Raw genomic sequence first — 22896 nt, forward strand, 5'->3', positions numbered from 1 at the left:
TTATTCCTCAAATTCTTTTTGTGGTTTAGCGGTATAAAATTTTGCTAAAATTAGACCTAGTTCAAACAGAAGAAGCATTGGAAATGCTAACAATGTTTGTGATAACACATCGGGCGGTGTCAAAAACATCGCCACTACAAAAACGCCTACGACAATATAAGGGCGCTTTTCTTTTAAGCTTTTTGTTGTTGTTGCGCCACTCCAGCATAGCAGCATTATTGCCACTGGAATTTCGAAAGCGACACCAAATGCAAAAAACAGCTTTAATACAAATCCTAAATAGCTACTTATGTCGGGCGCAAGAGTCATCATCTCGGGACCAGCACTTGTAAAAAAGCCTAAAATAATTGGCAAAACTACAAAATAACAAAAAGCTATACCGCCATAAAATAATATAATACTAGAGGCAAGAATAGGCATGAGCATTTTCTTTTCGTGCTGATATAACCCCGGTGCTATAAAGCCCCAAATTTGATGCAATATCCACGGAATCGACGCAAATAAAGCGACAAATAAAGTAAGTTTGAAAGGTGCAAAAAAGGGTGCAGTTACATCGGTTGCAATCATAGTCGCAGTACTTGGCAAATGCGAAACTAACGGCTGTGCAACAAAAGTGTAAATGTCATTCGCAAAATATACAATGGCAATAAAAATAACAAAAATACTCAATAGTGCTTTTATTAGCCGATCACGTAACTCAATTAAATGCGCTACAAACCCCGATTTTACTTCCTCAGCCATTATTTTTTATACCATGTAGTAAGTTGACCACAAAGTGAGAGATAAACTTCACTTTTTTTCATCAAGTTGTTGGTTATTTGGTGTATCAGGTTGTTTCTTCTTGTAGCTGTGGGTAACTGACTCAGCCGCTTTTTGTAGCTCTGTTAATGAGCTTTGTAACTCAGGGCTTAAATCTTTTAGTTCTTGTTGCTCTGCTTTTTTAAGGTTTTCGTGAAGCTCATGAATGCGAAGTTCTTCACTTACCTCAGCTTTTACCGAGTTGGCAACCGACTTAGCTGTTTTAATCCATTTACTCACTGTCCTAATAGCAACAGGCAAGCGCTCAGGGCCGAGCACTACTAAGCCAACAATAAAAATAACAACAAGTTCCCACATGCCCATACCAATTAAACCTTATCTTTGTTCTTTTCAGTATTGAGTGATTCGTCAGCAGTGCTTTTTTCTGATTGTTGAATTTGCTCTGATTTTTCTTGCTCGTTAGCTTGGTCATCCGACATTGCTTTTTTGAAGCCTTTAACAGCGCCGCCAATGTCTCCACCCATACCGCGTAGCTTTTTTGTGCCGAAAAGCAAAACTATGATTGCCAAAACAATTAATAATTGCCAAATACTAATACCACCAAAACCCATGGTTTTCTCCAATATATAAAATGGTTAAATGTCTATTTTAAATACTAATTATACGCCAAATAGCGTAAATAGCACTCAGTTTATGCGCTGCGCCATGCTGCTATAAAGCTAATAACAGATAAGCCTATTGCAATACTTGCAGCTACTAAATCGTACTGTAAATAACAAAGTGTTGCCATGATCATTGTAGCACTACCAAATAAACCTAAAATTAAAGGTTTATGAGATACCTTTTGTTCTTGAGGTTGATGAGCGTGTGGTGCACGCTTTAAATTTTGGTAAATTAGATCGGGTAGCTCGGGCATTTTTTCAGCCCAAAATGGTAAGTTAGCATACATTTGTTTCAATATAGATAACGGGCCGACTTGTTGCTTTACCCAATCTTCTAAAAAGGGTTTGGCTGTTTTCCATAAGTCGAGTTGCGGGTACAGCTGACGCCCTAATCCCTCAACGTATAATAAGGTTTTTTGTAGTAGGACTAACTGTGGTTGTACCTGCATGTTAAAACGACGTGCGGTATTAAATAAATTTACGAGCACGTGACCAAATGAAATTTCAGCAAGGGGCTTATTAAATATAGGCTCGCATACAGTGCGAATCGCAAATTCAAACTCTTCAATACTGGTATCGTGTGGTACCCAGCCAGAATCAACATGCAACTGTGCTACTTGGCGGTAATCGCGATTAAAAAAGGCAATGAAGTTTTCGGCTAAGTAGCGTTTGTCTTCTTTACTTAAAGTACCAACAATACCGCAATCAATACCGATATACATTGGATTTTCAGGATGCTCGCGAGAAACAAATATATTGCCAGGGTGCATATCGGCATGAAAAAAGCTGTCCCTAAACACCTGCGTAAAAAATACCTCTACGCCACGCTCAGCCAATAACTTCATATTGGTGTTTTGCGCCATAAGCGCATCTTTATCAGATACGGGTATACCGTAAATACGCTCCATTACAAGTACATTACTGCGGCTGTAATCACTATACACTGCAGGTATATACAATGACTCAGAACCTTCAAAGTTACGCTTTAGCTGTATGCCATTGGCACCTTCTCGCATTAAATCGAGTTCATCAAGAAGCGTTTTTTTATACTCCTTAACAACTTCGACAGGACGAAGACGTTTTGATTCGTTGTGTACCTTAGCGAGGACTTTGGCAAGTTTTTCCATTAACGCCAAGTCTGCATTAATTTGCTCGTGAATATTTGGTCGAATGACTTTAATTACGACATCTTGCTCAATGCTGTGTTCATCAATCAGCTTTGCTGTATGTACTTGTGCTATTGATGCTGACGCTAATGGTGTTTGTGAAAACTCACTAAACAATTCGCTTATGTCGTTAACTTCGAGTGCTTTTTCAATTATTTTTTGGGCTAGCTCACCTTCAAAAGGTTCCACTTGGTCTTGTAAAAATGCCAGCTCTAAAGCGATATCATGTGGGAGTAAATCACGACGGGTTGAGAGCATTTGACCAAATTTAATCCAAACAGGGCCAAGCTCTTGCAGTGCTAAACGTAAGCGTAAACCATGAGATTTTTCTTTGTGTTGATTACGTAGCCAAAATAAACTGCCGCGAGCTACTTTACCAAACCAAGGGATCTTATGTTTTGGAATTAGTTCGTCTAGCCCATAGCTAAGTAACGTTTTGGTGATGTTATATAAACGTGCAGTCGACACAAAAAATCCTTAGAGAGGCTTCGGAGATGAAAAAGAGTTTAATAAAGCATTTATGCGCTGCTCAACGGCAGCCACTTGCCCTTTGAGCTCTCTATTTGTTTGTTTAAACTGCTCAAGTTCTAATGGATGAATAGTAATTGCGAGCTCATCTTGGCATAAACTTGTAAGCATTGTACTTATTTTAGTATTGGTTTTGCTGCCGTTTTGTTTTAGTTTTTTTAAGTGCAGGTATAACTGCTGAGCGGGGGTATCGCCAATATATTTAGAAAACTGCTCAGGCCAATCAATATCAATGCCTGAAAACGCATTACTATAAGTTTGCGCAATATTTAAGTCGCCTTGCAAGTCGAGCTTATCTTGGCGAATTAATTGGGTAAGCATTGCTGGGTTTTTGAGCGCTAAAAGCGTACCTATGTCGGCGCTGATCATACAATCTGCGTTTTCATTGCTTTGGGCACTATATAAGTGTAATTGCTCAGCGCTATAAACAAGTTGGATGCTTTGTTGCCAGTCTCTTACTTCAACCACTAAGCGCTGATGTTTAACGGCGCTTAGCTTTTGAGATAATTGTGGGTCAAGGCTAAGTGCTTGATTTAGTACACGCTCAATAAGCGAAAGTACAAAATTAGGTAACATAAAAAATTCAGATGGCATTGCATCATTATTATTTTTTGTTATTTTCTCAAGCGCCATAACTGCTAGCCTTAATATTTAAAACCACGGTGCAGCGCAACAATTCCGCCTGTGAGGTTTTGGTATGTTGTTTGCTCAAAGCCTGCATCTTCCATCATCGCTTTTAGCGTGTCTTGATCTGGATGCATACGAATAGATTCAGCTAAATACTTATACGATTCACTGTCGTTAGCAACTAGCTTACCCATTGTAGGCAATAAATTAAATGAGTAAAAATCGTAAGCTTTACTAAGTACGTCATGCTCTGGTTTTGAAAACTCTAAAACAAGTAAACGACCACCTGGCTTTAAAATACGGTACATAGAGCGTAATGCTTTGTCTTTATCGGTAACGTTACGTAAGCCAAAGGCAATAGTGATCACATCAAAGCTATTATCTGGGAACGGTAGCATTTCTGCATTCATTTGTACGTAGTCGATATTGCCCACTAATCCAAGATTATGAAGTTTTTCACGACCAACTTTGAGCATAGATGAGTTTATATCACCCAAAACAACTTGACCCGTTTCGCCCACTAATTGGCTAAACTTTGCCGTTAAGTCGCCAGTGCCGCCGGCTAAATCGAGTACATGATGGCCTTTACGAACACCTGAGCTTGCAATAGTTTGACGTTTCCATAAACGATGCACCCCAAAAGACATTAAATCATTCATTACATCGTATTTTGCAGCTACTGAGTGAAATACATCAGCAACCATAGAAGCTTTATCGTTCTCGGCTACTGTTTTATAACCAAAATGCGTGGTCTTTTGTTCGGTTTCGTTCATGATTAATCTCTATCGTGACAATAGAGGTTAGTGTACTTTATTGTACACAGTAGGCGCAATTTGAATATGATTTATCAGGTAATTTATTGCCCTGCAGTGTAACTACTTTGACCTAATGAACGTGCTTTAAAAGCCGCATGAGAGGCTTTTTTTGCCAATTGATTAAAATCATCTTCTTGTTGATGCTGAGCAATTCCTAGTGATAAGCCAATACTTGGTAGCTTGATACCTGTTTTTGAACTAACAAAGCGTAGCTTTTCGACCCCATTTCGTACTTTTTCGGCAATAACATTAGCTGTATCTGGGTCTATGTCGGCGAGGAGAACAGTAAATTGATCTTTTGCTGTGCGACCAGGTAAGCCACTTTGAAAAACATATTTTTGCACTTGCTTAGCGACTTTACTCAAAATGACTTCACCAATAATATCACCATAATTTTTAGTAAAGTGATCAAGGTTGTCTATTTGAATCGCTATTGCGCAAATAGATTTTTGTTGATTAGTCCACACTTGGGTTTGTTGCGTTAAATAATGGCGCTTATAAAGCCCTGTTTGGCTATCAATAATATGCTGTTTACGAAGTTGAGTTAGCTGCTTTTGTGTTTTTTCGTGTAGTTGTTTGGCTTTGCTTAGCTCTTGCTTAAATTGCTTATGTTGGTTGAGTAATTCGGCGGTTTGATTATGAAGAACTTCAAGCGCTTGACGGCTTTGTTCTATGTTGTTCTCATCTAGCGAATGTACGCATTCGCTCACTTGACCCGCAAAGCGAATTATTTGCTTTTCAGTAGCTTGAGAATTTTGAGAAAGTGAGTTTATAACACCATCAACATTTTGAATCATGTTGACTTGCGCTTTGTGGCCAGTATTTAAAAACTCAGAATGTAGTTGTTCAATTAAAACGCTATCTATATTGTCTTCAACAGCGATAGCACGGTCTAAAGCTTTATTTAGCTTGAGATTAGTTTGACTGGTATAAGCATAAATAACTTGATAATTCAGCGGCGTAGGTGGGAGCGTATAGCGCTCTAAAAAAACACACACTTTGGTCATTTTTTCTTGTGCAATAGCCATGGAATCATGGAACATCATTTTAAATACCAACTAAGTACGCATAAGTGCAAATTTTAAAATATCTCATTCCATGAGGCGGTTATGCGTCCGAGCTTTTTATTATTTTTTTATACAGTAATCATTATCCGAGCTATTTAAAAGCAAAAACGATAGTTAGGGAACTTAAATTTTGCTTTAGCAGCTTAATCGCTGTTTTTCTCATCAATTAGATTGGTTTTTAGCTCTGTTAACGTAAGTAATACTTAAATTGCACTTACTCATTGTAAGGTTTTTAGCGCGTCAGTCTGTCTCATTTACTTGCTATTTATTTACCCTACGATAGTTTTATGAAATCTATTGCATCATCAAGTTACATAATAATGAATTATTCTTTACCAAAAACGCTTCGCCAATCTCTTCTTGGTATAACAATTTTATGCTCACTAAGTGCATGCCAAATAACAACGCCTAATGCGAATGAACAGTTTACTCAAGTCGCTCAATCTATTGTTCAATATAGAGAAAGTATAAATCCTTATAGCAGTTCAAAGGGCGTTGACGGTTATCTACTAGCAAACTTGTCGCCAGAATCTTTAGCAGATCAATATAAAAATAAAACGCAATTACTCGCTGATTTAGATGCTGTAGACGCAGCCAAACTGAGTGACGAAAATCAAATTAACTTAAGTATTATTCGCGCTCAGGTACAAAATAGCGTGGACGAATATGTGTTTAACGCACATTACATGCCGCTTACATCAGAGTACGGTTTTCACTCTGGGTTGTCGTACATCATTAATAGCTCTCAATACAAAGAAGAGCAAGATTTAGAAACATATCTTGCACGTTTGGCGCAAATACCGCGATTTTTTCAACAAAATATATATTGGATGAAAAAAGGACTCGAAACCGGTCTCACCCAACCAAAAGCTGTATTAGAAGGGTACGAAGACTCTATAAATACATATATTGTTGATGATGTAACCCAATCAGAATTTTATAAACCGTTTTTAACTAACACTGCTAGCTTAAGCGAGAGTGATTTTTATGCACTTCAACAGCAAGCTAAAACAGTTTTAAAAAATAAAGTAATACCAGCATATAAAGGCTACTTAACATTTTTCACTGAGCAGTATCGGCCAGGTGCTCGCACAAGTATTGGTATTTCAGAAACTCCTAACGGTAAAGCTTTTTATAAAAACCGTACTAAGTATTACACCACTACCGACATGACACCAAAAGAGATTCACGAGTTAGGCTTAAAAGAAGTTGCTCGTATTCGCGGTGAAATGGAAGATGTAATTAAAGAGGTGGGATTTAAAGGCACATTTTCCGAATTTATCTACTTTTTACGTACTGATCCGCAGTTTTACGCAACAACACCTGAACAACTTTTAAAAGAAGCCTCTTACATAGCCAAAAAAATGGATGCACAACTGCCTAAGTTATTTCATACCTTACCGCGAAAACCTTATGGCGTAGCACCTGTACCAGCAAGTATTGCCCCTAAATACACAACCGGTCGGTATTCTGGTTCTAATCGAGATGATGAAGCTGGATACTACTGGGTTAATACCTATGCGCTTGATAAACGTCCACTTTATGTTTTAGAAGCGCTGACTCTGCACGAAGCTGTGCCGGGACATCATTTGCAAATATCACTCAATGCTGAGCTTGAAAATCTGCCGAGCTATCGTCGTGATGCCTATTTGTCGGCATTTGGTGAAGGCTGGGGGCTTTACTCTGAGTATTTAGGTTTAGAAGCGGGCTTTTATCAAGATCCATATAGTCGTTTTGGTCGCTTAACTTATGAAATGTGGCGAGCAGCACGTTTAGTTGTTGATACGGGTATGCATATGTATGGCTGGAGTCGCGAGCGTGCAATGAACTTTATGAGCGAGAACACAGCGCTTTCGCTGCATAATGTTAAAACAGAAACAGATCGTTATATATCGTGGCCAGCACAGGCACTATCATACAAAATTGGTGAATTAACTATTAAGCGTTTGCGTGTTGAAGCCGAGCAAGCACTTGGGAAAAATTTCGATATTCGCGAATTTCATCATCAGGTTCTGCGCCACGGTTCAGTACCCTTGTCGGTATTAGAAACACAAGTACGTTTATACATAAAAAATGAGCTTACTAAGCTGCAAAATTAGCTTTGTAGGGCTTATAAACCTTGAACAAACAAAGGTGTTGTGTCATTTTGACAGCAACACCTTTTTTATACCAAGAGACTTAGTAATAGAGCTTATTTTAACGACTCTAATCGTCAAAATATCCACAGACTAGGCAAATCGGTATTGTTTAAAAATATAGCCATCAAGGGGCCTTAGATGAGCAGTTTTATAATGTTTAGTATTGACGTATTTGCGAGTATTTTTATTATCGCACTTGGGTTAATTGTTCTTACTATTATTGTTTTTTACTTTCGTGATATTACGCAAACAAAACATGCTATTAGGCGTAACTATCCAGTAATTGGCCGTTTCCGGTATTTTTTTGAACGCCAAGGTGAATTTTTCAGACAATACTTTTTTGCTCTCGATAGAGAAGAAATGCCGTTTAATCGTGCTGAACGTAATTGGGTTTACCGCGCAGCAAAAGATGTTGATCGCACAGCTTCATTTGGTTCAACACAAAGCTTAGAAGTAACGGGCACGGTAATGTTCATGAATTGTGCGTTTCCTACTCTAGATGAAGAGGCACTCGATCCAAGTAATGTAACGTTGGGTCCATATTGTAAAAAACCTTACACAACGAATTCGTTATTTAATGTGTCAGGCATGAGCTTTGGTGCGCTTTCAAAACCAGCTGTACGTGCTTTATCAAAAGGGGCAAAACTAGCGGGTTGCTGGATGAACACCGGAGAAGGGGGGTTAAGCCCTTACCATTTAGAAGGTGGCGCCGACCTAGTATTTCAAATTGGTACTGCTAAATACGGTGCTCGTGATGAACATGGAAATTTAAGTACCGAAAAACTGAAAGAAATTGCAGCTCACGAACAGGTTAAAATGTTCGAACTAAAAATGAGCCAAGGTGCAAAACCTGGTAAAGGCGGAATGCTTCCAGGACGTAAAGTTAATGCCGAGATAGCTAAAATCAGAGGTATTCCAGAAGGGCAGGATTCGATTAGTCCTAATGGGCATCCTGAAATTAAAAAGCCAAGTGATATTCTCGATATGATTGCCACTGTGCGTAATGCCACCGGTAAGCCAACGGGCTTTAAAGCGGTTATAGGTGACTACACGTGGTTAGAAACTTTATTTGCAGAAATAAATCACCGTGGTGTTGAATCAGCCCCTGATTTTATAACAATTGATAGTGCAGACGGTGGTACCGGTGCTGCACCGCAACCGCTTATGGATTCAGTGGGTTTACCTCTTCGCGAAAGCTTGCCGCTTGTCGTTAATATGCTTGAAAAGCATGGCCTTAGAGAGCGCGTAAAAATTATTGCTTCGGGTAAATTAATCGTTCCATCAAAGGTTGCATGGGCATTAGCGCTCGGTGCTGATTTTGTTGTATCAGCTCGTGGTCATATGTTTGCACTAGGGTGTATTCAAGCTATGCAATGCAATAAAGATACCTGCCCTACAGGGATTACTACGCACAATACACATTTACAAAAAGGTCTCAATGTAGCTGATAAGGCGCAGCGCGTAGCTAACTATAATAAGTACATTCATTACGGAGCCGGTTTAATTGCTCACTCATGTGGTGTAACTAGTGCGCGTGAGTTAGGCCGTAAACATGTTCGAATAGTCCAAGAAAGTGGGCTTTCAGAGCCGCTGGATAAAATTTACGAAAATTATCAGTAAGTTTTAACTAACCTTAACTCCGCTTAAGATAGATTTACTATCCAAAGCTTAGATTAAATAAAAAGGCGCTAATAGCGCCTTTTTCAGTTTAATTAGCTTATTAATAAACTAAAAAGTGCTTCTTTGTTGCCGCATATAATAACTGGCTCGTTGTGGCATTGTTTTGCATAACTCCTCACTAATGAGCGTAAAGCTAATTACCTTTTGGCGGCTACACTTTTATTTAAAGCAGTGATAGCATCGCTTTAAGCGCAAAACCATCATTAAGGGCATCACGTGTTTGAAAGTAAATTACCAAATTTAGGCGTTAGTATATTTAGCCAAATGAGTGGGTTGGCTAATGAGTTTTCGGCAATTAATCTCTCTCAAGGTTTTCCTGAGTTCGATGCTCCTGAACTTTTAAAAACGCAGCTAAATTATTATGTGCAGCAAGGCGTTAATCAATATTCACCTTCTAGTGGCGTACCTCGATTACAGCAACAAATTGCTGATTTAGCAAAGCGCAAATATGCAGCTGATATAAACGCCTCGGAGCAGGTTACAGTTACCTCAGGCGCAACAGAGGCATTGTTTGTGGCTATTCAAACAATTGTACGGCCCAATGATGAAGTGATTGTATTTGACCCTGCATATGACTCTTACCAACCTGCAATTGAACTTGCTGGGGGTAAGGCAATACACATTGCTTTAAGTGCACCAAATTACACAATTGATTGGCAGATAGTGAGCCAAGCAATGACTAAAAACACCCGTGCAATTATTATTAATACACCGCATAACCCGAGCGGTAAAATATTGCAGGCGCAAGATTTAAAAGAGCTTAAAGAGTTAGTTGGTACTCACAAAATATATGTAATAAGCGACGAGGTATATGAGCATATTACGTTTGATGATCAGCCGCATTTAAGTGTATTACGCGATGATGAATTATTTGCCAAAAGCTTTGTTATATCGAGTTTTGGCAAAACGTTTCACAGCACGGGCTGGAAAATGGGTTATTGCATTGCACCTGCTGATTTAGCAGTCGAATTTAGAAAAATTCATCAGTATGTTACGTTTTCGAGTTTTACGCCTGCCCAACATGCGCTTGCCGATATGCTCGAGCAGCAAGGCGAGCATATAGATGAGCTAAGTGGGTTTTATCAGCAAAAACGCGACTTATTAGCGAGTCATTTAAGTAACAGCCGTTTTAAGATTTTACCTAGCCAAGGCACTTACTTTTTATTGTTAGATTACAGCGATGTATCGGATTTAAACGATGTTGAATTTTGCCATTGGTTAGTTGAGCAAGCCGGTGTTGCGGCTATTCCGCTAAGTGTTTTTTATCAAAATCCACCAACCGACAAAGTAATTCGTTTATGCTTTGCTAAAAACGACAACACTCTCATAGAGGCTGCGCAAATATTATGTCAACTTTAACCATTACAGCATTGCAAAGCTCGCTTTATTGGCTTGATAAAGATGCTAATTTAGCCATGTTTAATAAGCAGCTTGAAGCAATTACGCATCAGCCCGATCTTATTTTACTGCCCGAAACATTTTCGACTGGCTTTGCTATTAATTTAGATTGTGCAGAGCCCGAAAACGGTAAAGTACTTACTTGGTTAAAGGCGCAGGCTCATAAACATAATGCGGTTATTGCGGGTTCAGTACTTGTTGCACAAGGTGATAAAAAAGCCAATCGGTTTTATTGGGTAAAGCCCGATGGAGAGGTGAGTTATTACGATAAGCGCCATTTATTTCGTCTAGGCAGTGAGGGTGACTACGTTGTAGCAGGGCAAGCGCGCAAAATTTTTGAAATCAACGGCTTTAAATTGTTACCACAGGTATGTTACGACCTGCGTTTTCCGGTATTTCAACGCAATAATAACGACTACGATGTAATGATAAACGTAGCAAATTGGCCTGCTGTACGCCGCCATATTTGGGATACGTTACTTATGGCGCGTGCAATGGAAAACCTATGCTACGTAGTAGGCGTTAATCGCGTGGGGGAAGACGGTAATGGTGCCTCGCACAATGGCGGTACAGCGGTATACGACTTTAAAGGCGATGCCTTAACTAAAGCGCAAGATAACACTGAGCAGCTAGTTACTATAACACTTGAAAAAGCACCACTGGATGAGTTTAAAGCAGCGTTTCCTGCTTACTTAGACGCTGACTCTTTTACATTAATATAAATACGTTAATTTAGTGCAGAGCCAATAAAGTGTTAAAATAGTCGCTGATATTTTTTGTTGGCGGCTAATGTACATTATGAACACTTTGATCACTCCTGTAATTTTAGCCGGTGGCATAGGCTCTCGCTTGTGGCCGCTTTCTCGCCAAGCAATGCCTAAACAATTTTTACCACTACTTAGTGAAAACACGTCATTACTGCAAAGTACATTAGCGCGAGTTTCTAATAACTTGTTCGATAACGCTATTTTAGTGTGTAATGAGCAGCACCGATTTATTGCCGCAGAGCAAGCCGCAAGCTCAACTCCTACTGCATTATTACTCGAACCCAAAGGTAAAAATACCGCGCCAGCCATCGCATTAGCCGCCCACTATGCACTGCAAAATGGGATTACCGGACCGTTATTAGTGATGCCTGCCGATCACCATATTGAAAACTTTGATGTATTAACTACTAAGCTCCCTGAAGCTGTAAAACTTGCCGAGCAAGGAAAGCTTGTTACGTTTTCGATTACGCCTACAGAGCCACATACTGGCTATGGCTATATAAAACAAGGCGCGGCTATTGCCGGTACGGGTTGTTACGATGTTGCTCAATTTAAAGAAAAGCCTAACCTAGATACAGCGAAACGTTATTTAACCCAAGGTGGTTATAGCTGGAATAGCGGCATGTTTTTATTTACCCCAGCGGCATACTTAAAAGAGCTCGAACGGTTTGCCCCAAAAATAGCAAAGAGCGTAGCTGCAGCGGCACAGTTTACTAAAGATTTAGGGTTTACCCGCCCAAGCAACAGTGCACTTGAGCATTGCCCAAGTGATTCAATTGACTACGCTATTTTAGAGCGCAGCAATAACGTAATCGTCATGCCGGTTGACTTACAATGGAGTGACGTAGGTAGTTTTTCATCTCTTGATGCACTTACAAAAAAAGATGAACACGGTAATAGTTTAAATGCTAATTATATGGCTCAAAAAAGCACTAACAACTTAGTAATAAACGAAGCGGAGCACACAATTGCCACGCTTGGAGTAAGTGATTTAGCGATTATTCATACTCATGATGCCACGTTAATAGCAAATCAAAATGAGCTAGATTTACTGCCTTTGTTGCTTAAGCAAGTTGCGACAACACAGGCTGATAAACTTAGCCACCATCAAGTCGTTTTTCGCCCATGGGGAAATTACCGTACTTTAGTTGAAGGCGCTGGCTTTAAAGTTAAAAAAATCACTGTTAACAGCGGTGCTAAGCTTTCGACGCAGCGCCATCAGCACCGAGCCGAACATTGGGTTGTGGTTTCGGGTATTGCAAATGTATGTATTAACGAGCAAGCGCATACGCTAACGCATGACCAATCGTGTTATATCGCCGCAAAACAAATTCATAGCTTGGCTAATAATCAAAAAGAGCCGTTAATTGTCATTGAAGTGCAAACCGGTGCTGTACTTGATGAAAGCGATATAGAGCGATTTGATGATAAATATGGAAGAGGCTAATAATTAGCTATTACTCTAACTGCCCACGCACAAACTTTAAATATTGCTCTAAGCTTCGTTGCCACAGATCTAACGCTTCATCAAGCATGTTATTGTGTGGTTTTTTATCGAGTAAACGGCGCTCTATTTTTTTAAGCTCTATACCATAGCGATTAAAACCCAACTGCAGCGCGGTACTTGCTTGGCGATGTAAAAGTTTAATGCATTGCTCGGGATGTTGATCAATGAGCTTTTGACAGCGAATTAGCTTGTTACGCGCCGAAAGCACAAATTCATTATAAATTGAAGATACTTCATCTTCACTAAACGAGCTGGTGAGTGTTTCGGCTGCTGTTTTGTCATACAAGGTATCAATTAATTCTACGGCTATGTTAGCGGTTTGATTGGATTGAGAGTCGCTAAGTGCTTGGCGAAGCTTCTCGTGCTTAATAGGCTTGCCTACAATGTCTTTTATTCCTAATTCTAAATATTCTTTTACCTCGTCAGGGCTAAGGCTTGCAGTAAATGCGAGTACTGGAGTTCGTTGATTTTTATGATCAATGCGTTTTAGACGTTTAAGTACTTCTTGGCCTGTTAAATCAGGTAGGTTCATATCAAGTAAAACAACATCAAAGTGATGAGCTTGCATGAGTTCTATTGCGCTTTTCCCATCTTTTGCGAGCTTAATTTTGTGCTCATCGTCGGCCATAAATTCTATAGCAATTTTTTGATTTAAATCTAAATCTTCAACCAGTAATACATCAAGACCTGTTAAGTAATCTTTAGTTTGATGACGCTGCTCTACAAGACTTAATTCGCCTAAAGCAAACGTGATGGTAAAGCTAAATACACTGCCTGTACCAAGCTGGCTGGCTATTTCGAGTCGGCTACTCAGCTTTTCAAGTAAGCGGCTGGTAATAGCTAAGCCAAGGCCGGTACCGCCTTTCTCTTTCCCTGCACTACTTTGCACATAAGGTTCTGTTAAGTAGGCTATCTCATCGTTCTCAATTCCTGGTCCTGAATCTTTTACGCTAATTTTTATGGTATGTTCAAGTTGCTTTTCTAAGACTAAATCAACCTGAATTTTAACGGTTCCGTGGTCTGTAAACTTAATTGCATTACCCACTAAATTAATAATTATTTGCCTAAGCTTTTGTTGGTCACAGTAATAACAGGCTTGCTCTGGGATATTACATATTAGCTCAAACTTGAGCTGTTTTTGCTCGGCGAGTGGGCTTAGTAATAAGCATAAATTATTAAGCCATGTTTTAAACTCTACATCTTCTTCGTAAAGCGCTTCATCACTTTGATCAAGGCTCGCGTAATCAAGGACTTTATCTACCAATAAGTTAAGTGATTCGGCAGAATTTATAATTGCCTCGCAGTAAGCTTTATTGCGTGTATCACTTGTTTGGTTCATAACAAGTTGAGCGCTGCCTAAAATACCGTTAAGTGGGGTACGAATTTCGTGGCTTATCGTTGATAAAAAGAGTCCGCGTATCTCTAAATCTTTTTGTGCTTTATCGGCTAATTTATTAAGGTGCTGCTCTCTGCGCTCATTACATAATAGCGCCATACCCGAAGCGTAAAACATCGGTGCAATCACGCCATTCAAAAATAATAAAGCGCTAAACCAGCCGTTTGTTAAAAGGTTTTTTTGTTCAATGTTATCCATGAATAACAAGCGGCCAATAAAGCTAAAAGTAACAAGCGTTAAAATGGTTATGTATACAATGCTGCCGTTAGGATAAGGCTTGCGGGCATATTTAATAAATATAAAGAGTAAAAACCCAGCTTCTGCTATGTGCTGTAAATCGGATGCAATAATTCTTTCGCGCAAAGATGGGTCAAAAAAGGTGTAATAACCAAGCGTTATAGCGCTAAAAGCGGTAACGGAGCAAAGTAATTTAAAACCTATACCGTGATAGTTTAAAAACTGACTGAGTGAAAGGCAATGAACTACTGATGCGGCAAACATCATGCTACTCGCTACGCTAATAATAACTAAATTATGTGCCTCACCAACAAGAGTAAAGCCAATAACAGAACCTAATAGTAATAGAGGATAAAAAATGTATAGCAGTGTGCCTGGGATTTGTTTGTTTGTTCGCCATGTTAAAAAGTTAAGTAAGGTCATTACAACCATAATGGCTATGCTGGCAAAGTAAAGAGTGAAAGAATCGAGCATTAATATTCCAGCAAAGTAATTTTTAAACCAAGATTATCAAAAGTATACAGTTATACCAATCCTCAAAGTAGTTAACTTAGTAAGCGAATTGGTATTAAATAAATATGTAACACATACAAAAACAGACACTTAAGTGTCTGTTTTTGTATATTTAGTCAAAATATGTATTTAGCGAATTTCGTCAGGTATATTTTGTTGTGCCCAAGACAGTAGCTCAATACGGTTACGACATTTAGTTTTTCTAAATGCACTGTATAAATGTGTTTTTACAGTATGTGGGCTAATGCTAAGTTCTTCAGCGATTTCTTTATTTTTAGAGCCATTACTCATTAATGAGATAATTGCTTTTTCTCGCTTAGTAAGTTTAACTGGCTCTATATCACCTTCAGTCAGTTTGTGCAGTGCGTCTTTGTTAAACTGCAACATACGATTTAATGCATTACACATAATATCGCGACGATACCAAAGTTGATCTTCCATTAGTAGGCGTATACCTTTCATTAATACATCCGCGTTATCGGTTGTATAAAATACGCCGCGAATACCGCTTAAAAGCGCGCGATTAGCAAGCTCTGGGTTTTCGTCTAGGTTGAATAATATGATATCGCATTTAATACGCAGGTTTACTAGTTGTTCTTTTAGTTTACCCCATGCATCTTTACTTGATGTTTCAATAAACAAAAGTCGAGTCCCTTCAGGTATATCTAAAATGTTCGTACCTGTGGTTACGTCAAGGCCTTGCGTTTTTAACAAAGGTTCTAAAACGTTTATGCCAATAGTGTTAATTGGCTCTTTATCTAATAACAAAAAGGCTGAACTGCTCATGTTTTTTATACTCTTTTATAAAGCTGACTGGTTGAGTTTATCACGACTTCCACACCTTTAGTATTAGAAAGTCGCTGGTGTACTCAATAACAAATACGATTTTACAATTATTTAAACATAAAATGTTGCAAATAAGTAACTATTTCTCACTTTATGCTCATGAAAAATCATAATATTTGTAACTAATTACTTGAGCAGAATAAAGTAACAAAAAAATTTTAATTAATTTACTTTTTTTGTACTTTGATAAGGTGGCCATCCCATTTCTTTACCGCCAAGCATATGTAAATGTATGTGATAAACAGTTTGCCCTCCATGCTCGTTACAGTTCATAACCACGCGGTATCCGTCATCAGAAAAATTATGCTGTTTAGCTAATTTAGCCGCAACAACGTATAAGTTGCCTACTAAGTGTGAGTTTTCAGGGTTTATATCATTTATAGTGGCAATTGCTTTTTTTGGGATAATTAACACGTGAAAAGGCGCTTGTGGGTTTATATCTTTAAATGCGAGAGTGTCTTCATCTTCATAAACGATATCGGCTGGAATTTCACGATTAATTATTTTGGTAAAAATAGTTTCTTGGCTCATAGTGTGTTCCTAATTAAGTGTTATGAAATTTAAGCTCACTAATGACAAACTTTCAAAGCAGTGTCAAACTGAAATCAAATAAAGGAGTTAATATGCTTAAACCAATTTTAATAAGTAGTGTCGTTGCATTACTAGTTAGTTTTTCGGCTAATGCTGAAAATATTCACTTTCCAGAAGAGTTTGTACCACTGCAAGTGGGTGACCGCATGCTAGAAAGCTCTTTGTTTAGCCGTATTGATGATGTAGAGCTTGCACCAGGCACTTATCAGCTTAGGCTAAAGTACACCGATTTATATGAAGATGATTATGACACGCATGAAGTTGTGGAGTCTGAGCCATTTTGGGTTGATGTAACTATTGAAGCGGGTAAAGATTATACCTTAGTGTTTAATCGAGCGGAAAATGCAGTATCTGCAAAAGTATTTGCAGAAGCCCCTCAAGTGAGCTTAAAAGCCAAAAATAGCGCCATTGCTAAACCATTAAGTGTTATTCCTGATACGCAGTTAGCAAGTAATAAACCGGTAATGAAAAATACAGTGCCAGCAGGGCCTTCACGTCCAAGCCGACCAATAAAGCCAATAGCACCAGTTACAGGTAAGGGTATGCCAAGTGCGCCACAAATGCTTGATTTTTGGTGGCAGCAAGCCACAACGGCAGAGCGTAAAGCTTTTTTAGAAAAAGTGAAAAATTAAAGTACAGACAAACAAAAGGGCCAAACTTGGCCCTTTTTAGTTTCTAATTAACGCTATTTATTCAAACAATGCGTCAATAGTACCTTGTGCAAGTGGGTGATACCCTGGGCGCGCTTTTAAGTACACGCTTTGTGCCCACTCTTTTTTACCGTTAGTGATAAGTGATTTATATAACGGCACAATTAATTTACGACGGCCAATACCTGATAAGTGCTTATTAAGCGCAGGATAAATTGGTTGATAACCATTGCCTACAGCTAGCATAAACCAAGCAAATGCACGTTCAGCATTAGTTGACTGCGTTAAGTTAAACTCTGAGTCTAGCTCAACCATGTGCTCTTGGCTTAAATCACGTGGTAAGTTATTTAAAAAGTGTAGCCACTCATGTACAGACCAATCAGCCGTTGGTAGTTGAGCTGCTGTTGTGTCGCCTTTCAACCATGCTGCTGTTGCAGTATCTACTTTATCAAATGCATCAGAAGTAGGGTTTGGTGCATCACTTGGTAAGCCAGGCTCAAAAATCCATTCGTTTACTTTATCCATACTTACAACACCAGGGTACTTCTCAATTAAGTTAGCTTTTAAGTAAGTAACAAATTGTGCAGTAGTCAGTGATTTAAACGAAAACTCTTTAAAGTACGCTTTTACAAATGGGTCAAACTTATCGCGACCATATTTGTTTTCTAGATAGATTAAAAATAACTGACCTTTAGTGTAAGGCACTGAGCTAAACGCATCGTCTGGGTCGCGGCCATTAAGTTTTAAATTAAGGCGTGTATCTGGTGCATCAATTGTTTTAATTTGCGCACGCAGTGATGCAGAATCAAGTGCTTGTTCCATAACCGCACGGTCACGACCAAATACTTCTTCCATAATGCGGTTTTCAACGTACGAGGTAAAACCTTCGTTTAACCATAAATCTTCCCACGTTGCGTTAGTTACTAAGTTACCTGACCAAGAATGAGCAAGCTCATGGGCAATAAGGTTAACTAAGCTTTTATCACCAGCAACAACCGTTGGAGTTATAAACGATAAGCGTGGATTTTCCATGCCACCAAACGGGAAGCTAGGCGGCAGCATTAGTAAGTCGTAACGGCCCCACGCATATTCGCCGTACATAGCGTTTGTTTTGTCGATCATAGCTTGGGTGTCGTCAAATTCAGCAACTGAGGCATCTAAAATAGTTGGCTCAGCAAATATACCCGTTTGACGCGACATTGCTTTAAATTCTAAATTACCTGCGCCAATCGCAATTAGGTAAGGTGAAATTGCTTGTGGCATATCAAAAATGTAGTCGCCATCTTTATAAAGCGCATCTTTGTTATCGGCACTCATTACAGCACGTATATCTTTTGGTGTATGAATTCGCGCAGAGTAAGTTACACGCATTGCAGGTGTATCTTGCACTGGGATCCAACTACGCGCATGAATTGCTTGCGATTGGCTGTACATAAACGGATGCGTTTTACTTGCCGTTTGCTCTGGTGTTAACCATTGCAGGCCAGATGCTTCTGGACGACTGTTGTAATAAATGCGCACTACTTCAGCTTGGTTTTTAAACTTAATAGTAAGCTTTGAACCTTTAACGTCATCACGCTTAGCTAAATCAAAAGTTGCTTTTTTCCAGTTACCGCTTTGATCTTTGTACATTACTTTATCAATGTCTAAGTCGCGGGTATCAAGTACAAGCGTTCTACTTTTGCTGTTGTTCCAATGAAGAGTATGCTCAACAAAACCTTCTAACTGCTTGTCGGCAAAGTCGACATCTAAATCAAGGTTTAAGTGAGTAGTAACAACATCATCAAGGTTAGCATACGAGTTTTGGTCAATCGCATTAGCCATTGCTTGCGAACACATACCCGCCATAGCGAGGCTTAAAAAAAGAGGTTTAATTTTCATCATTACTCTGAACACAAATAAAAAAGTGATGGTTTTATATCACGATTGGCACGGTGGGTTGAGTGATTTTTACAATCTAGTGCCACATTTGCGACGATGAGGTAAACTATTGCGATTAGTTACCGGTATTTTTAGAGAGCTTTGTGGCGCATTCATTACACTCCTTACATACATTCGCATTAAACAGCCAATGCCAAAATTTTGTTGAAATTACTCAGCTTGAGCAGCTTAAAACGCAAAGCTTTAACACGTCATTTTGCTTATTAGGTGAGGGCAGTAATACTATATTTTTAGACGATTACGTTGGTAGCGTTATTAAAATGGCAACCAAAGGTATTCAAATTACCGAGCGTGAAAGTGATGTGTTAGTAAGTGTTGCCGCAGGCGAAAACTGGCATAAGTTAGTAAGTTACTTACTTGATAAAAATATTCCCGGGCTTGAAAATCTAGCACTTATACCGGGCACAGTGGGTGCATCGCCGGTACAAAATATTGGTGCTTATGGCGTTGAGATAGCTAAATTTATTGAGTTGGTAGAATACTTTGATATAACCACTAAAACTATGCACTCGCTAAATAATACACAATGTGAATTTGCCTACAGAGACTCAATATTTAAACATGACCTTAAAAATAAAGCGGTGATCACGCAAGTGCATTTAGCGCTTCCAAAAAAGTGGCAACCAGTTTTAAGTTATGGGCCTTTGCAGCAGCTAGATGTTATTACACCGCAAGCAGTGTTTGAGCAGGTTATAAAAACGCGTAATAGTAAATTACCAAACCCATATACATTGCCAAATGCGGGCAGTTTTTTTAAAAACCCAATAATAACTAACCCCCAGTTAGCTGAGCTATTAAAACAATTTGCAGATTTACCCCATTACGAATATGGGCACAGCCATCACAAAGTAGCGGCTGGTTGGTTAATCGATCAAAGTGGTTTAAAAGGATACCGCGAGGCCGGTATAGAAGTGCATCAACAACAAGCGCTAGTGCTTGTTAATCACGGAAATAGTGAAGGCAGTGACCTAATAAAAATGATTAAACATATTCAGCAAGTTGTTTATACACGCTACAACATTATGCTTGAGCACGAAGTACGTTTAATTAATCAAACTAGCGAATGCCATATTAGTGTGGAGCCAATACAATGAAAGCACCTGATGGAAACAAACTCGCTATTTTAAATGCACTCAACCAAGGGGGCTTTGTATCTGGCCAAGCCTTGGGTGAAAAGCTAGGAATTAGCCGATCTGCGGTTAGTAAACATATTAAAACGTTACAAGAAATGGGCTTGGATATTTTTAAAGTAACCGGCAAAGGCTATTGCTTGAATAGCCAAGTGGGCCTTTTAAATAAAATACAAATTGATCAGCACTACAAAGCGTTAGGTGATCATACGGCCAATGTAGAAGTACACCCTATTATAGATTCGACCAACAGCGAGCTTATGCGCCGCATACAGGCTAAAACAGCGCTTGAGTCTGGTACTGTTATTGTTGCCGAAATGCAGCAAGCAGGGCGCGGCCGACGTGGCCGTGTTTGGCAATCCCCATTTGGCGCTAATTTGTATTACAGTTATTTTTGGCGTTTAGATGACGGGCTTCAAGCTGCAATGGGTGTATCAATTGCGGTAGGCCTTGCTGTTTATGATGCAATTAAAGCGTTATACCAAATTGACGTAGAGCTTAAATGGCCTAACGATATTTATATAAATAAACAAAAACTTGCAGGTGTATTGGTTGAACTCGACGGACAGCCGCAAGGACCTTGTCAGTTAGTGATTGGTATAGGTATTAATTTACAAATGCCTGAGAGTTTTAGCCAACATATAGACCAAGCGTGGACCGACTTAAATCAACATACTCAAAAGCTTGATAAAAACCAGCTGGTGGCGTCGCTTACTCACCACTTAGAGCAGCGTTTAGCAAAGTATCGTCAAACTGGTTTGCAAAATATGTATGAGCAATGGAATTCACTCAATGCGTTTGCTGGCGAATACGTTGAGCTAAATACTGGGCACAGAAGCTGGCGTGGAATATGTGAAGGCATTGACCCACAAGGTGGAATACGAATTCGCCAAGATGGTGAAGTAAAAAGTTATTACGGTGGGGAAGTCTCTCTTCGAAAGGCGCAAGTATGAGATTACTGATCGACGTAGGAAATACATCACTAAAAGCTGTGCTGTGGCATAACGAGCAAGCACAACCAGTAGATATAAATAACCTACCTTGGTTGCAAATAACCGAAGTGATTTATGCGTGCGTAGGGCGCAGTGATTTACTGAGCGATATTTTCGCGCAAGCGGCTAGCAATAATATCATTTGCTTTGAAGCTAAGGTAACCAAAACGCTTGGAGGATTAATCTGCGCTTACGAGCATGTGGGTAACTTAGGCATAGACAGGTGGCTTGCGCTTATTGCAGGCTTTAAGTTATACCCACATAAAGCATGTATTGTTGTTGATGCAGGCACCGCGACCACAATTGACGTGCTTAATGGCGAAGGACAACATTTGGGTGGCTGGATTTTACCCGGGCTTGATTTAATGACCTCATCGCTTACACAAAACACCCAACGTGTTTTTGATGACGGTAAAACACCGTTTACTAATGAACTGGGTAAAAACACGCCAAATGGTTTAAAAAACGGTGCCTTAGTGGCAACCATCGGGGCAATTGAGCAAGCTAAGCTGAATTTAACGGCTCAAAAAACAGAACAAGCAACACAAATTATTTTTGCTGGTGGCTATGGCTCGCTATTACAACAACAATTTGCAGGCAGTATTTTTGATTCATTGCTCGTAATGAAGGGATTAAATTATTGGCATCAACTCAGTAAAATACGATAAAAAAGTGCAAAAAACGCGTTTTCGCGTGAATATTGAGCATTTAAACTAAAAATTTACACTTTTTTTAATTTTATTGTTGCATCCCAATAAACCTTACTCTAATATCTCGCCCCGTACTAAAGCAGTGCCGACTTAGCTCAGCTGGTAGAGCAACTGACTTGTAATCAGTAGGTCAACCGTTCGACTCGGTTAGTCGGCACCACTTTCCTTTTACCGGAAGTGAATTAGTAGAGAATTATCGTGGAGGGGTTCCCGAGCGGCCAAAGGGATCAGACTGTAAATCTGACGGCTCAGCCTTCGCTGGTTCGAATCCAGCTCCCTCCACCACTTTATTCTTGACGGTTAGAGGTAGTTTAAGAACAGATTTTTATGCGGGCATCGTATAATGGCTATTACCTCAGCCTTCCAAGCTGATGATGCGGGTTCGATTCCCGCTGCCCGCTCCAGTTCTTGTGTTGCTGATATAGCTCAGTTGGTAGAGCGCACCCTTGGTAAGGGTGAGGTCGGCAGTTCGACTCTGCCTATCAGCACCAGTCCTAAGAATCTCCTTGATTACTTCCTTTATCTGTCAGAAAATACTATTTGAAAAAATTAACTTAATCTACCTCTGGTGGATTATTTTCATATGTAATTTAGATACACAAAACTGATAGGTTCCGTCATGGCAAAAGAAAAGTTTGAACGCGTAAAACCGCACGTAAACGTTGGTACAATCGGCCACGTTGACCACGGTAAAACTACACTAACTGCAGCAATCACTAACGTACTTGCAAAAGTATACGGCGGTGTTGCTAAAGATTTCGCATCAATCGACAACG

21 protein-coding genes and 4 tRNA genes are annotated in these 22896 nt (G+C 39.4%); 14 read left to right on the plus strand and 11 right to left on the minus strand.

Annotated elements, in window-relative coordinates; all coding sequences use genetic code 11:
- The 7 genes from tatC to I6F49_RS15505 all read right to left on the minus strand — a co-directional run bounded on the left by tatC (position 1) and on the right by I6F49_RS15505 (position 5585).
- Complete coding sequence (gene tatC / locus I6F49_RS15475; protein ID WP_197181249.1) at positions 1-741, minus strand: twin-arginine translocase subunit TatC; 741 nt, start codon at positions 739-741, stop codon at positions 1-3.
- Between the two features lie 48 nt (positions 742-789).
- Positions 790-1122: a Sec-independent protein translocase protein TatB gene (gene tatB, locus I6F49_RS15480; protein WP_197181250.1), complete on the minus strand. Its 333-nt coding sequence runs from the start codon at positions 1120-1122 to the stop codon at positions 790-792.
- A 5-nt stretch (positions 1123-1127) separates the two neighbouring features.
- Entirely contained in the window at positions 1128-1370 is a 243-nt protein-coding gene (gene tatA / locus I6F49_RS15485) for a Sec-independent protein translocase subunit TatA (RefSeq protein ID WP_197181251.1), read from the minus strand.
- 80 nt (positions 1371-1450) lie between these two features.
- The gene (ubiB, locus tag I6F49_RS15490) at positions 1451-3055 is read right to left on the minus strand and encodes a ubiquinone biosynthesis regulatory protein kinase UbiB (RefSeq protein WP_197181252.1); all 1605 of its coding nucleotides are present in this window, start codon (positions 3053-3055) and stop codon (positions 1451-1453) included.
- A 9-nt stretch (positions 3056-3064) separates the two neighbouring features.
- The gene (locus tag I6F49_RS15495; protein WP_165729101.1) at positions 3065-3748 is read right to left on the minus strand and encodes a ubiquinone biosynthesis accessory factor UbiJ; all 684 of its coding nucleotides are present in this window, start codon (positions 3746-3748) and stop codon (positions 3065-3067) included.
- A gap of 11 nt (positions 3749-3759) precedes the next feature.
- The gene (ubiE, locus tag I6F49_RS15500; RefSeq protein ID WP_024589468.1) at positions 3760-4515 is read right to left on the minus strand and encodes a bifunctional demethylmenaquinone methyltransferase/2-methoxy-6-polyprenyl-1,4-benzoquinol methylase UbiE; all 756 of its coding nucleotides are present in this window, start codon (positions 4513-4515) and stop codon (positions 3760-3762) included.
- Positions 4516-4598: 83 nt separating this feature from the next.
- A complete protein-coding gene (locus tag I6F49_RS15505) occupies positions 4599-5585 on the minus strand; it encodes a GGDEF domain-containing protein (protein WP_007579862.1) in 987 nt (328 codons plus the stop codon).
- A gap of 359 nt (positions 5586-5944) precedes the next feature.
- Between I6F49_RS15505 and I6F49_RS15510 the strand changes: the two genes are divergently transcribed.
- The 5 genes from I6F49_RS15510 (at position 5945) to I6F49_RS15530 (ending at position 13054) form a co-directional block, all read left to right on the plus strand.
- On the plus strand, positions 5945-7723 hold the full coding sequence (locus I6F49_RS15510; RefSeq protein ID WP_197181261.1) for a DUF885 domain-containing protein: 1779 nt from the start codon (positions 5945-5947) through the stop codon (positions 7721-7723).
- A 177-nt stretch (positions 7724-7900) separates the two neighbouring features.
- Positions 7901-9382 carry an FMN-binding glutamate synthase family protein gene (locus I6F49_RS15515; RefSeq protein ID WP_166421469.1) on the plus strand — a complete coding sequence of 494 codons (1482 nt, stop codon included), beginning with the start codon at positions 7901-7903 and terminating at the stop codon, positions 9380-9382.
- 276 nt (positions 9383-9658) lie between these two features.
- Positions 9659-10801: a methionine aminotransferase gene (locus I6F49_RS15520; RefSeq protein ID WP_197181253.1), complete on the plus strand. Its 1143-nt coding sequence runs from the start codon at positions 9659-9661 to the stop codon at positions 10799-10801.
- Entirely contained in the window at positions 10789-11562 is a 774-nt protein-coding gene (locus I6F49_RS15525) for an amidohydrolase (protein ID WP_197181254.1), read from the plus strand. Before I6F49_RS15520 ends, I6F49_RS15525 begins: the two co-directional genes overlap by 13 nt.
- Before the next feature lie 76 nt (positions 11563-11638).
- Complete coding sequence (locus tag I6F49_RS15530; RefSeq protein ID WP_197181255.1) at positions 11639-13054, plus strand: mannose-1-phosphate guanylyltransferase/mannose-6-phosphate isomerase; 1416 nt, start codon at positions 11639-11641, stop codon at positions 13052-13054.
- A gap of 10 nt (positions 13055-13064) precedes the next feature.
- Here I6F49_RS15530 and I6F49_RS15535 read toward each other — a convergent pair whose 3' ends face one another.
- The 3 genes from I6F49_RS15535 to I6F49_RS15545 form a co-directional block, all read right to left on the minus strand.
- Entirely contained in the window at positions 13065-15221 is a 2157-nt protein-coding gene (locus I6F49_RS15535) for a response regulator (RefSeq protein ID WP_197181256.1), read from the minus strand.
- Between the two features lie 168 nt (positions 15222-15389).
- Positions 15390-16046, minus strand: a complete 657-nt coding sequence (locus tag I6F49_RS15540) for a helix-turn-helix transcriptional regulator (RefSeq protein WP_077536419.1) — start codon at positions 16044-16046, stop codon at positions 15390-15392.
- A 222-nt stretch (positions 16047-16268) separates the two neighbouring features.
- Positions 16269-16637, minus strand: coding sequence for a histidine triad nucleotide-binding protein (locus I6F49_RS15545; RefSeq protein WP_166421751.1), 369 nt, complete (start codon positions 16635-16637; stop codon positions 16269-16271).
- Between the two features lie 92 nt (positions 16638-16729).
- On the opposite strand from I6F49_RS15545, the gene I6F49_RS15550 reads away from it, so the two are divergent.
- A complete protein-coding gene (locus I6F49_RS15550) occupies positions 16730-17329 on the plus strand; it encodes a DUF2057 domain-containing protein (protein WP_197181257.1) in 600 nt (199 codons plus the stop codon).
- Between the two features lie 57 nt (positions 17330-17386).
- Here I6F49_RS15550 and I6F49_RS15555 read toward each other — a convergent pair whose 3' ends face one another.
- Positions 17387-19228, minus strand: coding sequence for a M1 family metallopeptidase (locus I6F49_RS15555; protein ID WP_197181262.1), 1842 nt, complete (start codon positions 19226-19228; stop codon positions 17387-17389).
- Positions 19229-19371: 143 nt separating this feature from the next.
- Between I6F49_RS15555 and murB the strand changes: the two genes are divergently transcribed.
- From murB to I6F49_RS15595, 8 genes are all read left to right on the plus strand, one after another.
- Positions 19372-20382 (plus strand): UDP-N-acetylmuramate dehydrogenase, encoded by a 1011-nt coding sequence (gene murB / locus I6F49_RS15560; protein WP_197181258.1) that lies wholly within the window; start codon positions 19372-19374, stop codon positions 20380-20382.
- Positions 20379-21371, plus strand: a complete 993-nt coding sequence (birA, locus tag I6F49_RS15565; RefSeq protein ID WP_197181259.1) for a bifunctional biotin--[acetyl-CoA-carboxylase] ligase/biotin operon repressor BirA — start codon at positions 20379-20381, stop codon at positions 21369-21371. Before murB ends, birA begins: the two co-directional genes overlap by 4 nt.
- The gene (locus I6F49_RS15570; RefSeq protein ID WP_197181260.1) at positions 21368-22078 is read left to right on the plus strand and encodes a type III pantothenate kinase; all 711 of its coding nucleotides are present in this window, start codon (positions 21368-21370) and stop codon (positions 22076-22078) included. Before birA ends, I6F49_RS15570 begins: the two co-directional genes overlap by 4 nt.
- 126 nt (positions 22079-22204) lie before the next feature.
- Positions 22205-22280 (plus strand) — tRNA-Thr (locus tag I6F49_RS15575).
- A 40-nt stretch (positions 22281-22320) separates the two neighbouring features.
- A tRNA-Tyr gene (locus I6F49_RS15580) sits at positions 22321-22405 on the plus strand.
- Between the two features lie 44 nt (positions 22406-22449).
- Positions 22450-22524, plus strand: a tRNA-Gly gene (locus I6F49_RS15585).
- Between the two features lie 11 nt (positions 22525-22535).
- Positions 22536-22611 (plus strand) — tRNA-Thr (locus I6F49_RS15590).
- A gap of 128 nt (positions 22612-22739) precedes the next feature.
- Positions 22740-22896, plus strand: a 157-nt coding sequence (locus I6F49_RS15595) for a GTP-binding protein (protein WP_231609672.1), incomplete at its 3' end; no start/stop codon positions are given.

The sequence above is a fragment of the Pseudoalteromonas sp. SWN166 genome, assembly GCF_015864485.1.
Taxonomy (GTDB): domain Bacteria; phylum Pseudomonadota; class Gammaproteobacteria; order Enterobacterales; family Alteromonadaceae; genus Pseudoalteromonas.

Coding starts and splice junctions, on each gene's coding strand:
- tatC (WP_197181249.1), bottom strand. CDS start 741: ATGGCTGAGGAAGTAAAATCGGGGTTTGTAGCGCATTTAATTGAGTTA.
- tatB (WP_197181250.1), bottom strand. CDS start 1,122: ATGGGCATGTGGGAACTTGTTGTTATTTTTATTGTTGGCTTAGTAGTG.
- tatA (WP_197181251.1), bottom strand. CDS start 1,370: ATGGGTTTTGGTGGTATTAGTATTTGGCAATTATTAATTGTTTTGGCA.
- I6F49_RS15495 (WP_165729101.1), bottom strand. CDS start 3,748: ATGGCGCTTGAGAAAATAACAAAAAATAATAATGATGCAATGCCATCT.
- ubiE (WP_024589468.1), bottom strand. CDS start 4,515: ATGAACGAAACCGAACAAAAGACCACGCATTTTGGTTATAAAACAGTA.
- I6F49_RS15505 (WP_007579862.1), bottom strand. CDS start 5,585: ATGGCTATTGCACAAGAAAAAATGACCAAAGTGTGTGTTTTTTTAGAG.
- I6F49_RS15510 (WP_197181261.1), top strand. CDS start 5,945: ATGAATTATTCTTTACCAAAAACGCTTCGCCAATCTCTTCTTGGTATA.
- I6F49_RS15515 (WP_166421469.1), top strand. CDS start 7,901: ATGAGCAGTTTTATAATGTTTAGTATTGACGTATTTGCGAGTATTTTT.
- I6F49_RS15525 (WP_197181254.1), top strand. CDS start 10,789: ATGTCAACTTTAACCATTACAGCATTGCAAAGCTCGCTTTATTGGCTT.
- I6F49_RS15530 (WP_197181255.1), top strand. CDS start 11,639: ATGAACACTTTGATCACTCCTGTAATTTTAGCCGGTGGCATAGGCTCT.
- I6F49_RS15535 (WP_197181256.1), bottom strand. CDS start 15,221: ATGCTCGATTCTTTCACTCTTTACTTTGCCAGCATAGCCATTATGGTT.
- I6F49_RS15540 (WP_077536419.1), bottom strand. CDS start 16,046: ATGAGCAGTTCAGCCTTTTTGTTATTAGATAAAGAGCCAATTAACACT.
- I6F49_RS15545 (WP_166421751.1), bottom strand. CDS start 16,637: ATGAGCCAAGAAACTATTTTTACCAAAATAATTAATCGTGAAATTCCA.
- I6F49_RS15550 (WP_197181257.1), top strand. CDS start 16,730: ATGCTTAAACCAATTTTAATAAGTAGTGTCGTTGCATTACTAGTTAGT.
- I6F49_RS15555 (WP_197181262.1), bottom strand. CDS start 19,228: ATGAAAATTAAACCTCTTTTTTTAAGCCTCGCTATGGCGGGTATGTGT.
- birA (WP_197181259.1), top strand. CDS start 20,379: ATGAAAGCACCTGATGGAAACAAACTCGCTATTTTAAATGCACTCAAC.
- I6F49_RS15570 (WP_197181260.1), top strand. CDS start 21,368: ATGAGATTACTGATCGACGTAGGAAATACATCACTAAAAGCTGTGCTG.